The 13,076-nt window shown below is 72.2% G+C and carries 12 protein-coding genes; 2 read left to right on the top strand and 10 right to left on the bottom strand.

Going from position 1 to position 13,076, the window contains the following annotated elements; all coding sequences use genetic code 11:
- Window positions 1–46: 46 nt before the first annotated feature.
- Window positions 47–1,387, bottom strand: coding sequence for an aminotransferase class I/II-fold pyridoxal phosphate-dependent enzyme (locus O7624_RS08530; protein ID WP_282239615.1), 1,341 nt, complete (start codon window positions 1,385–1,387; stop codon window positions 47–49).
- Window positions 1,388–1,421: 34 nt separating this feature from the next.
- Here O7624_RS08530 and O7624_RS08535 point away from each other — a divergent pair, with 34 nt between their 5' ends.
- Complete coding sequence (locus O7624_RS08535; RefSeq protein WP_282239616.1) at window positions 1,422–2,666, top strand: bifunctional pyridoxamine 5'-phosphate oxidase family protein/GNAT family N-acetyltransferase; 1,245 nt, start codon at window positions 1,422–1,424, stop codon at window positions 2,664–2,666.
- Window positions 2,663–3,325, top strand: coding sequence for a leucine efflux protein LeuE (gene leuE / locus O7624_RS08540; protein WP_093410198.1), 663 nt, complete (start codon window positions 2,663–2,665; stop codon window positions 3,323–3,325). Before O7624_RS08535 ends, leuE begins: the two co-directional genes overlap by 4 nt.
- Before the next feature lie 100 nt (window positions 3,326–3,425).
- Here leuE and O7624_RS08545 read toward each other — a convergent pair whose 3' ends face one another.
- From O7624_RS08545 to O7624_RS08585, 9 genes are all read right to left on the bottom strand, one after another.
- Window positions 3,426–4,367, bottom strand: coding sequence for a sporulation protein (locus O7624_RS08545; protein WP_282239617.1), 942 nt, complete (start codon window positions 4,365–4,367; stop codon window positions 3,426–3,428).
- A gap of 9 nt (window positions 4,368–4,376) precedes the next feature.
- Window positions 4,377–5,444: a hemolysin family protein gene (locus O7624_RS08550; protein WP_282239618.1), complete on the bottom strand. Its 1,068-nt coding sequence runs from the start codon at window positions 5,442–5,444 to the stop codon at window positions 4,377–4,379.
- Window positions 5,441–6,793 carry a hemolysin family protein gene (locus O7624_RS08555; protein WP_282239619.1) on the bottom strand — a complete coding sequence of 451 codons (1,353 nt, stop codon included), beginning with the start codon at window positions 6,791–6,793 and terminating at the stop codon, window positions 5,441–5,443. The genes O7624_RS08550 and O7624_RS08555 overlap by 4 nt, the downstream gene beginning before the upstream one ends.
- Window positions 6,794–7,005: 212 nt before the next feature.
- Window positions 7,006–7,341: a monovalent cation/H(+) antiporter subunit G gene (gene mnhG, locus O7624_RS08560; RefSeq protein WP_093410188.1), complete on the bottom strand. Its 336-nt coding sequence runs from the start codon at window positions 7,339–7,341 to the stop codon at window positions 7,006–7,008.
- Window positions 7,338–7,601 carry a monovalent cation/H+ antiporter complex subunit F gene (locus O7624_RS08565; protein WP_093410186.1) on the bottom strand — a complete coding sequence of 88 codons (264 nt, stop codon included), beginning with the start codon at window positions 7,599–7,601 and terminating at the stop codon, window positions 7,338–7,340. Before O7624_RS08565 ends, mnhG begins: the two co-directional genes overlap by 4 nt.
- On the bottom strand, window positions 7,598–8,185 hold the full coding sequence (locus tag O7624_RS08570) for a Na+/H+ antiporter subunit E (protein WP_282239620.1): 588 nt from the start codon (window positions 8,183–8,185) through the stop codon (window positions 7,598–7,600). Before O7624_RS08570 ends, O7624_RS08565 begins: the two co-directional genes overlap by 4 nt.
- Complete coding sequence (locus O7624_RS08575) at window positions 8,182–9,684, bottom strand: Na+/H+ antiporter subunit D (RefSeq protein WP_282239621.1); 1,503 nt, start codon at window positions 9,682–9,684, stop codon at window positions 8,182–8,184. Before O7624_RS08575 ends, O7624_RS08570 begins: the two co-directional genes overlap by 4 nt.
- Window positions 9,685–9,721: 37 nt before the next feature.
- Complete coding sequence (locus tag O7624_RS08580) at window positions 9,722–10,186, bottom strand: Na(+)/H(+) antiporter subunit C (protein ID WP_282239622.1); 465 nt, start codon at window positions 10,184–10,186, stop codon at window positions 9,722–9,724.
- Window positions 10,183–13,017: a Na+/H+ antiporter subunit A gene (locus O7624_RS08585; RefSeq protein ID WP_282239623.1), complete on the bottom strand. Its 2,835-nt coding sequence runs from the start codon at window positions 13,015–13,017 to the stop codon at window positions 10,183–10,185. Before O7624_RS08585 ends, O7624_RS08580 begins: the two co-directional genes overlap by 4 nt.
- Window positions 13,018–13,076 lie beyond the last annotated feature (59 nt).

Genomic DNA, 13,076 nt, shown 5'->3' on the forward strand with positions numbered 1-13,076 from the left:
GGATGTTGCAGCGTGGGCGTGGGCGGTCGGGGTGGTGGAAGGGCGGTCAGGCGGTGAAGCTCGGGGAGGGGGTGGGGTGGGCTGCGCGGGTGACCGCGTCGGCGAGCGCGGGGAGCTCCGCCTCGTTCAGGCCGCTGACGGTGATGCGCAGCCCCGGCGGGCCGGCGATCCGGTAGAGCGCGCCCGGCGCGACCGCCCAGCCGGCGTCACGCAGGGCGGTCAGCGCGCTGGTCTCGTCGTCCACCGGTACCCAGACGTTGATGCCGGTGCGGCCGTGGGCGGGCAGGCCACGGGCGGCGAGGGCGGCGATCAGGGCGTGGCGCCGTCGTTCGTAGCTCTCTGCGGCCCGGTCGACCAGGGCGGTCACCTCTGGATCCTTCCAGAGCGAGAGCACGAGCCGTTGCAGCACGGTGGAGACCCAGCCGGTGCCGACCCGGGATCGGCCGGCCACCCGCGCCACGGTGGTCTCGTCTCCGGCCAGCACGGCCAGGCGCAGGTCCGGGCCGAAGGGCTTGCTGACCGAGCGGAGGAAGGCCCAGTGGGTGGTCGCTCCGGCGAGCGGGTGCAGCGGTACGCGGGCCAGCTCGGCGGCGTGATCGTCCTCGATCAACAGCAGGTCGGCCCGACCGGCGAGTAGGGTGCGCAGGGCGCTGGCCCGGTCGGCGGAGACCGCCGCGCCGGTGGGGTTCTGGGCCCGGCTGGTCACGATGAGCGCTCGCGCTCCGGCGGCGAGGGCGGCGGCGACTCCGGCGACGATCGGCCCGTCGTCGTCGATGGGCATTCCGATCGGCCGTAGCCCGAGCGCGGCGAGCAGGTCGAGCAGGCCGGTCCAGCCGGGATCCTCCACGGCCACCGCGTCGCCGTGGCGCAGGTGCGCGCCGAGGAGGCGTTCGATGCCGTCCAACGCGCCGCCGGTGAGGGTCAGCCCGGGGGCCGGCACCCCGTCGGCGGTCAGCCGCGCCCCGGCCACCTCGGTCATCTCGGGCAGTACGCCGAGGTCGGGATAGCCCACCGGGTCGCCGACGGTGTCGGCGAGGGCGGCCAGGTGCCGACGCAGCGGCGGTAGCAGCCGCTTGTCGGGTTCGCCTCGGGACAGGTCGCGCAGCCCGGGGGCGGGCGGTGGGCGCAGCGCGGCTCGGCGGGCGGCGACCGGTGGTCGGGGGCGCACCCGGGTGCCGTGCCGGCCGGCGGTGACGACGAGGCCACGGCGACGCAGTTCGGCGTAGGCACGGGAGACGGTGGCCGGGCTGACGGCCAGGTCGGCGGCGAGCGTGCGCACCGGTGGCAGCAGGTCGCCGGGGGCGAGGGCGGCGTCGCGGATGCCGGACTCGATGCTGGCTGAAATGTCGGCGGCCGTCGCACCGGTCACCTGATAGCGTACTGACACAAACACAGTATTGTACTAGAACAAAGGTGGAAGCATGTACTCGCCAACCACCCGCACCACCGCCAGTCGTTCCCGGGACCGGATGAGCTACGACCGCACCGCCACCCACGCCGTACTCGACGAGGCCTACCACTGCGTGCTCGGGTTTACTGTGGACGGTGAGCCCCGCGTGCTGCCCACCCTGCACGTACGCATCGGCGACACGCTCTACCTGCACGGCTCCACCGGCAGCCGGCCACTGCTCGCCGCCCGCGCCGACGGCCTGCCGGTCTGCGTCGCGGTCACCCTCCTCGACGGACTGGTCTACGGCCGGTCCCAGTTCCACCACAGCGCCAACTACCGATCGGTGGTCGCGCACGGCACCGCCCACCTGGTCACCGACCCGGATGAGAAGGCCGACGTGCTGACCGCCCTGGTGGAGAAGGTCGGCACCGGCCGCGCGGCGGACAGTCGTCCGCCGAACCGACGGGAGCTGGCCGAGACCGCCGTGCTGGCGCTGCCGCTGGCGGAGGTGTCGCTACGCAGCCGCACCGGCGGGGTACGCGACGACCCGGCCGATCTCGACCTGGCGCACTGGGCCGGCGTGGTGCCGCTGCGGCTGACCGCCGGCCTGCCGGAGCCGGACGCCGGGGTCACCGCACCGCTACCGGCCTACCTGCGTCCGCACCGCTCGCCCTGGCACGAACCGGCGGTGCTGGGCGGCGCACACGTGCTGCTGGAGCCGCTCGATGAGGCCCACACCGACGAGTTGTACGCCGCCACCGCCGATGCCGACGTCTGGCGGCACCTCAGCCGGCCGCTACCGAGCGGGCCGGAGCAGCTGCGCGAGGTGATCGTCGCGGCCCTGGCCGAGCAGCACCGGCAGGAACGGGTCGCCTGGGCGCAGCGCTGCGCGGTCACCGGCGCGGTCGTCGGCACCACCTCGTACTACGAGATCGACCCGGAGCGCCGGTCGGTTGCGATCGGGCACACCATGCTCGGCCGGCCGTGGTGGCGCACCGGGCTCAACACCGAGGCGAAGCTGCTGCTGCTCACCCGCGCCTTCGACGAGCTGGGTGCGGTACGGGTGGTCTGGCACACCGACATCCGCAACGAGCGTTCGCAGCGCGCCATCGAGCGGCTCGGCGCGACCCGGGAGGGGGTGCTGAGGATGCACCGGTTGCGGCCCGACGGCTCGTGGCGGGACACCGTGCAGTATTCGATGACCGTTGACGAGTGGGCAAAAGCACAGGTCAGCCTGCGGGAAAGGCTTCGTGCCCGGCCCACGTCCGCCCGATGATGTCGGACGTGCTGGGAATCACCGACATCTGGACGTACGTGCTGGGCACCGTGGCCATCGTGCTGCTGCCCGGCCCCAACTCGCTGTTCGTCCTCTCCACCGCCGCGCGGCGCGGCGTCGGCGTCGGCTACCGGGCGGCGAGCGGCGTCTGGGTCGGTGACGCGATCCTCATGTTCCTCTCCGCCGCCGGAGTGGCCTCGCTGCTCAAGGCGTACCCGCCGGTCTTCCTCGTGATCAAGTACGCGGGCGCCGCGTACCTGGGCTATGTGGGGTTGACCATGCTGCGCGGGGCGTGGCGGCGCTGGCGGGACCGCAACGACCCGGACACCCCGCGGTTGATCGACGCCGCGGCGCCGGCGGCGACGCGCAGCCCGTTCCGCAAGGCGCTGGTGATCAGCCTGCTCAACCCGAAGGCGATCCTGTTCTTCGTCTCGTTCTTCATCCAGTTCGTCGACCCGACGTATCCCTGGCCCGCGCTGTCGTTCTTGCTGCTCGGTCTGATCGCCCAGGTGACCAGCGCGCTCTACCTGACCGCGCTGATCTTCGCGGGCACGTTCCTGGCTGCCCAGTTCAGCCGGCGCCGCCGGCTGGCGGCCGGCGCGACAAGCGCCGTGGGTGCCCTCTTCCTCGGCTTCGGCCTCAAGCTCGCCCAGGGCTGACGAGACGCACGGGGGCGCTCCCGGGGCAGCTGGGCCGTTGCGGTGCCGCCGTGGACGCATCAGGTGCCGCCGCGAACGGCGTCAGGCGGCGGTCACAGCGTCAGGTGCCGCCGCCTCCGCCGCCACCACCGCCCTCGCCGCCACCGACACCGGCGCCGCCCGCGTCGCCAGCGGACGGCGGTCCGGGTGGCAGCGGCCGGTCCGGTGGGCGGCTGACGTGGGCCGACTCGGAGATGGTGGCCGACCAGTCGGCGTGCGCCGCAGCGGCGGCATGCCGGTTGATGGCCGCGCGCAGCCAGCCGTCCACGGTGCTGACCCAGTCCCGCTGGTCCGCGCCGACGTGCCAGATCCGGAACCGACTGATGCTGGTGTGGGTGATCCCGGCCAACGCCAGCCGCCGGTCAAACCAGAGGATCACCTCCAGCCCGGCGGAGTTGGCTACGAAGATCACCTCCAGTTCGGTGATCGGCCCGGCGTAGAGCGGACCGACCCAGAAGCCCCACCGTTGGTGCAGCGGCAGGGCCTGCTCCACGCCGGGCAGCCGGCCGTCGAGCAGGCCGGACTGGCGGACGCTGAAGCCGAGCGTGTCCAGGGCGGCCAGGATGTGCTGCTGGGTCGGCAGCGGGTGAACGAAGACCGGCACCATCGCGCCCTGGTCCAAATTGGCCTCGATCGCCACCTCGGTACGCAGTCCCATCCGCAGGCTGAGCAACGGCACCCCGCCGTACGTGGTCACCGGTGTCTCCCACGGGATCGGGAACTCGAACGGGATCGACCGGGCCCGCCCGGCCCGCAGCACCAGGGCACCGGCCACCTGAGCGTGGTGAAACTGCACCAGCCGGCGGGGAGCTTCCGGGTCGTCCGGCTCGACCGTGCTGACCAGGCCGAGCCGGACGTGCAGGACCGGTACGTCGACGGAACCGGCGATGAGGTTCACCCGCCCCGGCAGGCGCAGGCCGGGGCGGGTGCTCGGGTTGGCCAGCGCGGTCTGCACCGTCAGGCCGGTTCCGCCCGATTCCGGTGACACCCCCGTCAGCCGCACCCGTGGCTCCTATCTGAGCCGGCGTACCGCGCGCGGGATCGGATCGGTCTCGTCGTCGAACTCCCCGATGACCTCCTCCAGCAGATCCTCAAGAGCGACGAAGCCGACCGGCCGGGTGGGACCACCACCGTTGCGGACCAGGGCGAGTTGCGACTGGCGGGCCCGCATCACGGCCACCGCCTCGGTCACCGTGGCGGTGTCGGGAAGCGTGATGGCGTCGTTCATCAGGTCGGCGGCGGTGGCGTCGGGTCGGCCGGCGGTGGCCCGCACCGCCTCCCGTACGTGCACCAGACCGCAGACGTCACCGGCGGCGTCCAGCACCGCCAGCCGTGACCGGCCGCTGTCCCGACTGACCTGCTCGATACGGCCCGCCGGATCGTCCCGCCGCACGGTCACCATCCGGTCGAACGGCTCCATCACCTGGGCCACCGTCGTGCCCTGCAACTCCAGCATGCTGGTGAGCAGTTCGTGCTGGGCGGCGCCGAGCAGCCCGTGTTCACGGGACTGTTCCAGCAGCATCCGCAGCTCGTCGGGGCCGTGCACCTGGGCCAACTGGTCCTGCGGGTTGACCTTCACCAGCCGCAGCATGGCGTTGGCCACCGCGTTGAGCACCGACAGCACCGGACGGGCCACCCGGGCGAAGGCCCGGAACGGCAGGGCCAGCAGCAACGCGGACCGTTCCGGGTGGGTGATCGCCCAGGACTTCGGTGCCATCTCACCGACCACCAGGTGCAGGAAGGTGACCAGGCTCAGCGCGAAGATCAGCGCGATCACGTGGCTGGCGCCGTACGGCAGACCGACGGCGTGCAGCAGCGGACTGAGCAGCCGCTCGATCGCCGGCTCGGCCAGGGCACCGAGGCCCAGCGTGCACAGGGTGATGCCGAGCTGTGCGCCGGCCAGCATCAGGGACAGCTCGCGTACGCCGTCGAGGGCGGCCCGGGCGGCCCGGCCACCACTTGCCGCCGCCTGTTCCAGGCGGTACCGCTTGCTCGCCACCAGGGCGAACTCGGCGGCGACGAAGAAACCGTTGAGCGCCAGCAGGACCACCGAGATGATCAGCGCGAACCCGGTGCTCATGCCGTCACCTCCGCGTGCCCGTCGATCACCTGGAGACGGACCGAGTCGGCCACGTGCCGGTCCACCTCCAGCACCTCGACCAGGGCGCGTGGCGGCACCTGCCCGTTGTCGCCGTCGGCCGGCAGGCTGATCTCCAGCCGGTCACCGACCTCGGGCACCCGGCCCAGCTCCCGCATGACCAGCCCGGAGAGCGTGTCGTACTCGGGCCCTTCGGGCAGGGCGATGCCGGTGCTGTCGGCGACCTCGTCGATACGCCAGCGGGCGGGTACCACCCACGAGCCGTCATCCTGCCGCGCCGGGGCCCGCTCCGGCGGGTCGTCCTCGTCGCGGATCGGGCCGACCAGTTCCTCGGCGATGTCCTCCAACGTGATGACGCCCGCGAAGCCGCCGTACTCGTCGACCACGCAGGCGAGCTGGCGGTGCCCGGAGCGGAGCCGGTCCAGCACGGTGGGCAGCGGCAGCGTCTCGGGCACCAGCAGCGGCGGTACGGCCACCGCGCTGACCGGGGTGGTGGCGCGCTCGGCCGCGGGCACCTGGAGCACGTCGGCGATGCCGATCACGCCGACCAGGTCGTCGACGCCCTCCGTGCCGCGCACCGGGAAGCGGGAGCGGCCGGTGTCGAGCAGCTCGACCACCCGGCTGACCGGCTCGTGCGCGCGCACGGTGTGCACGTCCACCCGGGGCACCATGGCCTCACCGGCCGTCAACTGCCGGAAGTCGAGCCCCCGGTCCAGCAGCTCCGACATGTCGGCGTCGAGGTGCCCCTCCAGCCGGGACTCGGCGATGATCTGTTCCAGGTCCTCCGGGGTGGCGCCGCTGGGCAGCTCTTCGATGGGCTCGATGCCGACCCGCCGCAGCAGCCGCACCGCGGACTTGTCGAAGAGCTTGATCAGCGGGCCGGCGATGGCCAGGTAGGCCAGGGTGGAACGGGCCAGCGCCCGGGCGACCGGTTCGGGGCGGGCGATGGCCAGGTTCTTCGGGGCCAGCTCGCCCACGACCATCTGCACCACGGTGGCGATGACCAGCGCCAGCGCGACCGACAACGGCAGGCTGACGCCGGTGGAGACGCCGGCCACGCCGAGCAGCTCGGCCAGGCCGGCACCGAGGTAGGGCTCGGCGACGTAACCGACCAGCAGGGCGGTCACGGTGATGCCGAGCTGCGCGCCGGAGAGCATGAACGAAAGCCGTCCGGCGACCTCCAGTGCCCGGGCGGACGCCTGGTCGCCCTCGGCGGCGAGCTGCTTCAGCTTGCCGCGGTCGACCGCGACGTAGCCGAACTCCTGCGCGACGAAATAGCCCGTCGCGACGGTCAAGACAACGATCAGGAGAAGACCGACGAGGATCAACACGGGAGGTTCAGGGCTCCCGGGGTCGTCGGTGTGTGGGGATGCCGGGGCCTACCCGGCTGGCTACTGCTGCCCTCCTGGGCAGAGGAGTCGATCATGTGCTCATTCTACCGGCGTCGCGGCCCGGGCCGGGTGGGTGTGCCTACTGTTTCTGCCGGCCAGGACGGGCGGCCCGGGACGAGGTCCGGGGCCGGGCCCACCGGTGGGGCGCTGGTTCACCGGTCGGCCAGCTCGTCCACGTCGAGCAGGTTCCGGTCGACCCGCCCGGCCCGGTACGCGGCCCGCCCGATCATCTGCGCGGCGACCGGAGCGGTGGCCAGTTGAAAGACGCCGACCAGAACGATCATGCCGAGGTCGGCTGGACTGCGCAGCCGGAGACCCACCCCCAGCAGCAGGAGCAGCACGCCGAGCACCTGCGGCTTGGTGGCCGCGTGCATGCGACTCAGCGTGTCCGGGAAACGCAGCACTCCGATGGCGGCGGCCAGGCTCAGCAGCGCACCGGCGGTCAGGCTGACGACAGCCAGCCAGTCCGCCACGGCACCGGGCGTCATGGCCGGTCCCGGACGGCGAAACGGACGAGCGACACCGATCCGACGAAGCCGAGCAGGGCGAGCACCACCAGCACCGGCAGGGTGGTGGCGTGCCGGTTGACCGCCGCCTCCGCGCCGACGGCACCGACCATGGTGGCGAGCAGCATGTCGGCGGCGACGACCCGGTCCAGCAGGGTCGGGCCCCGATAGAGACGAACGAGGGCCAGCAGGGCGGTCACCGACAGCAGGCCGGTGAGGACGACGGTGAGGAAGACAGTCACGGGAGCTCCTTGTCCACGGGTCCGGTGCGTACCTGGCGCAGCTCGGCGTTCGAGCCGATGACCTCGACGATCCGCCGTTCCACGGCGTGGACCTGCGCACGGCTGGCGGCGAGGGCGGCGGGGCCGCGTACGTCGAGCACGTGCACGTAGAGGATTCCGGCGTCCCGGTCCACCTCCACGATCAACGTGCCGGGCACCAGGGAGAGCACCTCGGCGGTGAGGGCCAGATTGAGGTCGGTGGGCAGCCGCAGCCGCACGCCGATGATGGCCGAACGGGGCGTGTAACCGGGTTGCACCGCGATCCGGGCGACGTGGGCGCTGGCCCGGATCAGCTCGACGACGAACCGGCTGCCGAACGCCAGCAGACCCCGCAGCCGGAGCCGGCCGTGGAAGGTCACCGGGGGCAGTGGGAAGAACAACAGCACCACGCCGGCGGTCAGCAGCCCGCCCAGCAGGTTCCCCCAGGTGAACTCCCCCCAGAACAGGTTCCAGGCCAGCACCAGCCAGCCGTAGGCGATCAGCTGGTCACGCCACCGGCCCGTCCGGGTCCGCCGGTCCGGCGGCTCGGTGCCGGGCGCGGTCATGACGCCCCGCCGGGCAGGACGGCGCGCACGTACGGGGTGCGCTCGATCAGATCCTCCGCGGCCCGCCCGGTGAACTCGAACAGCGGTCCCGCCGCGAAGGTCAGCGCCACCCCGAGCGCCACCAGGGCGACCGTGGCGCCGACCATCAGCGCCGGCAGCGGTGCGGTCGGCGCGACCGTCTCGCAGGGTGAGCGCCAGAAGGCGATGTTCCATACCCGGCTCGCCACGTAGAGGGTGAGCAGGCTGGTCACGGTGCCCACGGCCACCAGCGTCCAGGGCAGCGGCCCACCGGCGGCGACACCGGCCTGGAGCAGGCCGAGCTTGCCCAGGAAACCGGAGAACGGTGGAATGCCGGCCAGGTTCATCGCCGAGACGAAGAAGAGCACGCCGACCATGGGTGCCAGCCGGGCCAGCCCGCCGAGGCGGCGCAGGTCGGTGCTGCCGGCCCGTTGCTCGACCAGTCCGGAGATCAGGAACAGGGTGGTCTGGATGGTGATGTGGTGGACCACGTAGAAGATGGCACCGACCAGCCCGGCGACCGTGCTCAGGCCCACTCCGAAGATCATGTAGCCGATGTGGCTGACAAGCGTGAACGACAGCAGCCGCTTGATGTCCGACTGGGCCACCGCGCCGAGGATGCCGACCAGCATGGTCAGCCCGGCCGCCACCATCAGCAGTTCCCCGGCCTGCTGCCCCGGGAAGAGCAGGGTCTGGGTCCGGATGATCGCGTACACGCCCACCTTGGTCAGCAGGCCGGCGAAGACCGCGGTGACCGGGGCCGGCGCCGTCGGATAGCTGTCCGGCAGCCAGGCCGACAGCGGGAAGACCGCCGCCTTGATGCCGAAGGCCACCAACAGCATCAGTTGCAGGCTCAGGCGTACGCCGTCCGGTAGCGCGTCGAGCCGCGCGGTGAGCTGGGCCAGGTTGAGGGTGCCGGTGGCCGCGTAGACCAGGCCCACCGAGATCAGGAAGATCATCGACGCCAGGACGTTGACCACGACGTAGGTGGAACCGGTGCGGATGCGCAGCGCGGTGCCGTTGAGGGTGATCAGGACGAAGCTGGCGGCGAGCAGCATCTCGAAGCCGACGAAGAGATTGAACAGGTCACCGGCGAGGAAGGCGTTGCACACGCCGGCGGTCAGCACCAGATAGGTGGGGTGGAAGATCGCCACGGGGGATCTCTCCCCAGTTTCCGCCTGGCCCTGCCCGATCGAGTACAGCAGCACGCAGAGGGTCACCGCCGAGGAGACCACCAGCATCAGCGCGGCCAACTGGTCGGCGACCAGCACGATGCCCACGGGTGCCGGCCAGCCGCCGATCTGCACCACCAGCGGCCCCTGCCGGTACGCCTGCACCAGCAGCACCACCGCCACCGTCAGGCTGACGCTCAGGCAACCCACGCTGACCGCTCGCTGGGTCTGCGGTCGGCCCGCCAGCAGCAGGGTCAGCGCGGCGCCCAGCAGCGGTAGCACCACCGGCAGCGGCACCAGCGTGCTCATCGCCGCCACCGGCCGGGTGCCGTCGACGCGTACCGGCTCATCCCGGGCCCTCCTCGCGGGGTGGCGCCGGGGCGTCGACCTGCTGAGGGTCGGCCGTCGGCGGCTCGCCGGCGAGGTCCGCGACGGACATCTCCCGTTGGGCGGCCCGGCGCACGATCTCCCGGTCCTCGACGTCGTCGGGTACCTCGTCGTCGCCGCTGAGGTACCAGCTGCGGTAGCTGATCGCCAACAGGAAGGCGGTGAAGCCGAAGGTGATCACGATGGCGGTGAGCACCATGGCCTGGGGCAGAGCGTCGCTCATCGCTGCCTCGTCGCTGGCACCGACCACCGGCGCCGCCCCGGATCGGCCGCCGAAGACGATCAACAGGTTCACGCCGTTGCCGATCAGGATGACGCCGAGCAGCACCCGGCTCAGGCTGCGTTCCAGCAGCAGGGTCACCCCGCAGCCGACGAGTACCCCGATCGTGACGAAGGAGACCAGGTTCGCTCCGGCGGCCCTCACCGCGCCTCCCCTCGCCGGCCGGCCAGCCCGCCATCGGCCTCGCCGGCCGCCTCGATGTGCCGGTCCACCTCGGCGCCGAGGCTGCGCAGCACGTCCAGCGCCAGACCGATCACCACCAGGTACACACCGACGTCGAAGAAAAGAGAGGTGACCAGGTAGAAGTGGCCGATCAGCGGCAGCCAGAGGTCGACGGTGGTGCTCTCCAGCACGGTGCCGCCGACGATCATGGAGACCAACCCGCTGCCGACCGAGAGCAACAGGCCGGCACCGAGGACCGTGCCGGCACCGATCGGCGCCGCCTCGACCAACTCGTACCGGCCACCCGCGAGGTACCGCATGGTCAGCGCGAGGCTGGCCACCAGTCCTCCGGCGAAGCCGCCGCCGGGCGCGTTGTGCCCGGAAAAGAGCAGGTAGAGCGAGAAGAGCACGGCGGTGTGCGAGATCAGTCGGGTGACCACCTCCAACACGATCGACCGTTGCCGCTCGTGCAGCGTGGCCCCGCCGCGCAGCCAGACCGCCCGGCCTGCGGACGCCTCGTCCTCAGCGAACTCCCGCCGACGAGGACGTGGCCCGGTGCGCGACTGGTGGAAGATGAGACTTGCCACTCCGGTCGCCGCGGCAACCAGCACCGCCATCTCCCCCAGGGTGTCCCAGGCGCGGATGTCCACCAGGGTCACGTTGACCACGTTGCGGCCGTGCCCCTGCTCCACCGCCAGGTGCGGAAAGTCCTCCGAGATGGAACGAGCCTGCCGGGCCGCCGCGGCTCCGACGGCGAGCGCGGCCACGGTCGTACCGACGATCACCCCGATCGTCCGCCGGATCCAGCGACTGCGCCGCAGCGGCCGCATCGAGAACCGCTCCGGCAGTCGGCGCAGCACCAGCACGAAGATCGCGATGGTCATGGTCTCCACGAGGAACTGGGTCAGCGCCAGGTCGGGCGCGCCGTAGAGCACGAACAACATGGCGGTGCCGTAACCGGTCATGCCGACCAGGAGCATCGCGGTCAGCCGTCGGGTGGCACCCACGGCGAGCAGGGCGGCGACGCAGACCACCAGCAGCACCACCGGTTGCGCGGGAGTGGCCCACAGATCCAGTGGCTGCTCCCAGGGTTGGATGAGGATCACCGCCCCGCCCGGCACCGCGGCCAGGACGATCAGGATCAGACCGAGGTACTGCGGCAGCGACCCCCGCTGGGTGACGCTCGTGACGCCCACCGCGGCCTGGTCGAAGCGGTTGGTGATCAACTCGTACCCCCGTTGGCCGGTGACCGGCCAACGCAGCCGGGCCAGCGCCGGCGCCAGTGGGCCACGCAGCGCGAACAGCGCCGCGCCACCCGCCACGGCGAGCGCGGACAGACCGAGTGCGGGGGTGAGCCCGTGCCACAGGGCCAGGTGTTTCCCGACGGCGCCGAAGAGTTCCGGGTACGGACGGAGCAGGTGATCCAGCGCTCCCGCGGCCGGGCCGGCGACGAGCCCGACGACGGCCAGCAGGGCCGGTGGGGCCAGCAGCGTCGGCGCGATCCGTCCCAGGTCGGTGGCGGCGGCGCCGGGTCGGTCGGCGAACGCGCCCCAGATGAACCTGATGCTGTACGCGACGGTGAGCACGGTGCCGACCACGAGTACCGCCAGGACCAGCGGCCGGTCGGCGAAGGCGGCGAACACGGCCTCCTTGGCGACGAAGCCGAGCAGGGGTGGCAGTCCGGCCATCGAGGCGGCGGCGAGCACGGCCACCCCGGTGAGCACCGGCGCGGTGCGTCGCAGTCCCGACAACTCGCGCAGATCCCGGGTCCCGGCCCCGTGGTCGATCACGCCGACCACGAGGAACAGCGCCGCCTTGAACAGCGCGTGAGCGAGCAGCATGGCGACTCCGGCGAGCGCGGCGTCCGCCGTGCCGACCCCGACGACCACCGTCAACAGCCCGAGCTGGCTGACCGTGCCGTGTGCCAGCAGCAGCTTCAGGTCGGTCTGCCGTAACGCCGCCCAACCACCGACCAGCATGGTGGCCAGGCCTGCTATCAGCACCACCGGACGCCACGGGCCGACCACGGCGAGCACCGGGGTCAGCAGGCCGAGCAGGTAGACGCCGGCCTTCACCATCGCCGCCGCGTGCAGGTACGCGCTGACCGGCGTCGGCGCGGCCATCGCCACCGGCAGCCACGAGGTGAACGGCAGCACCGCCGACTTCGACAGCGCACCGACCAGGATCAGCAGCACCGCGACGCCCAGGTACGCCCCGCCGGGCAGCGGTTGCTGGGCCAGCTCCGACCAGCGGTAGGTGCCGGCGTGGTGACCGAGCATGAGGAACCCGACAAGCATGGCGAGTCCGCCGAGCGTGGTCACGGTCAGCGCCTGGGCGGCCGCCCAGCGGCTCGACCGCCGCTCCGTGCTGTGGCCGATCAGCAGGTACGAGAAGACGGTGGTGAGCTCCCAGCAGACGTAGAGCAGCAGCAGGTCGTCGGCGAGCACCAGCCCGAGCATCGCCCCGGCGAAGGCGACCATCACGCCGGCGAACCGCGAGTTGCCGAGCGCGTCGGGTGGGAAGTAGCGGGCGCAGTACGCGAGCACCAGCGCGCCGACGCCGCCGACCAGCAGGGTCATCAGCCAGGACAGGGTGGTCATCCGCAGCGCCAGGTCCAGGCCCAGTTCCGGAATCCAGGGGTACGTCTCGACCACCGCACCGCCGTGGGCCACGTCGGGTGTGCGTACCAGTGCCCAGCCGAAGGCGGTCGCCGGCACCAGGGCCAGCAGGTAACAGGCGCGCGGACCCCACCGGCGGACCAGCAGTGGCGCCACGACGGCCGCCACGAGGTGCAGGATCAGCAGTACGAGCACGCGCGCTCCCGGTCGAGGTGGCCGAGACGCCCCACGGGGGTTGGGGGTCTAGCAGCGAT

Source organism: Verrucosispora sp. WMMD1129, assembly GCF_029581255.1.
GTDB lineage: Bacteria > Actinomycetota > Actinomycetes > Mycobacteriales > Micromonosporaceae > Micromonospora > Micromonospora sediminimaris.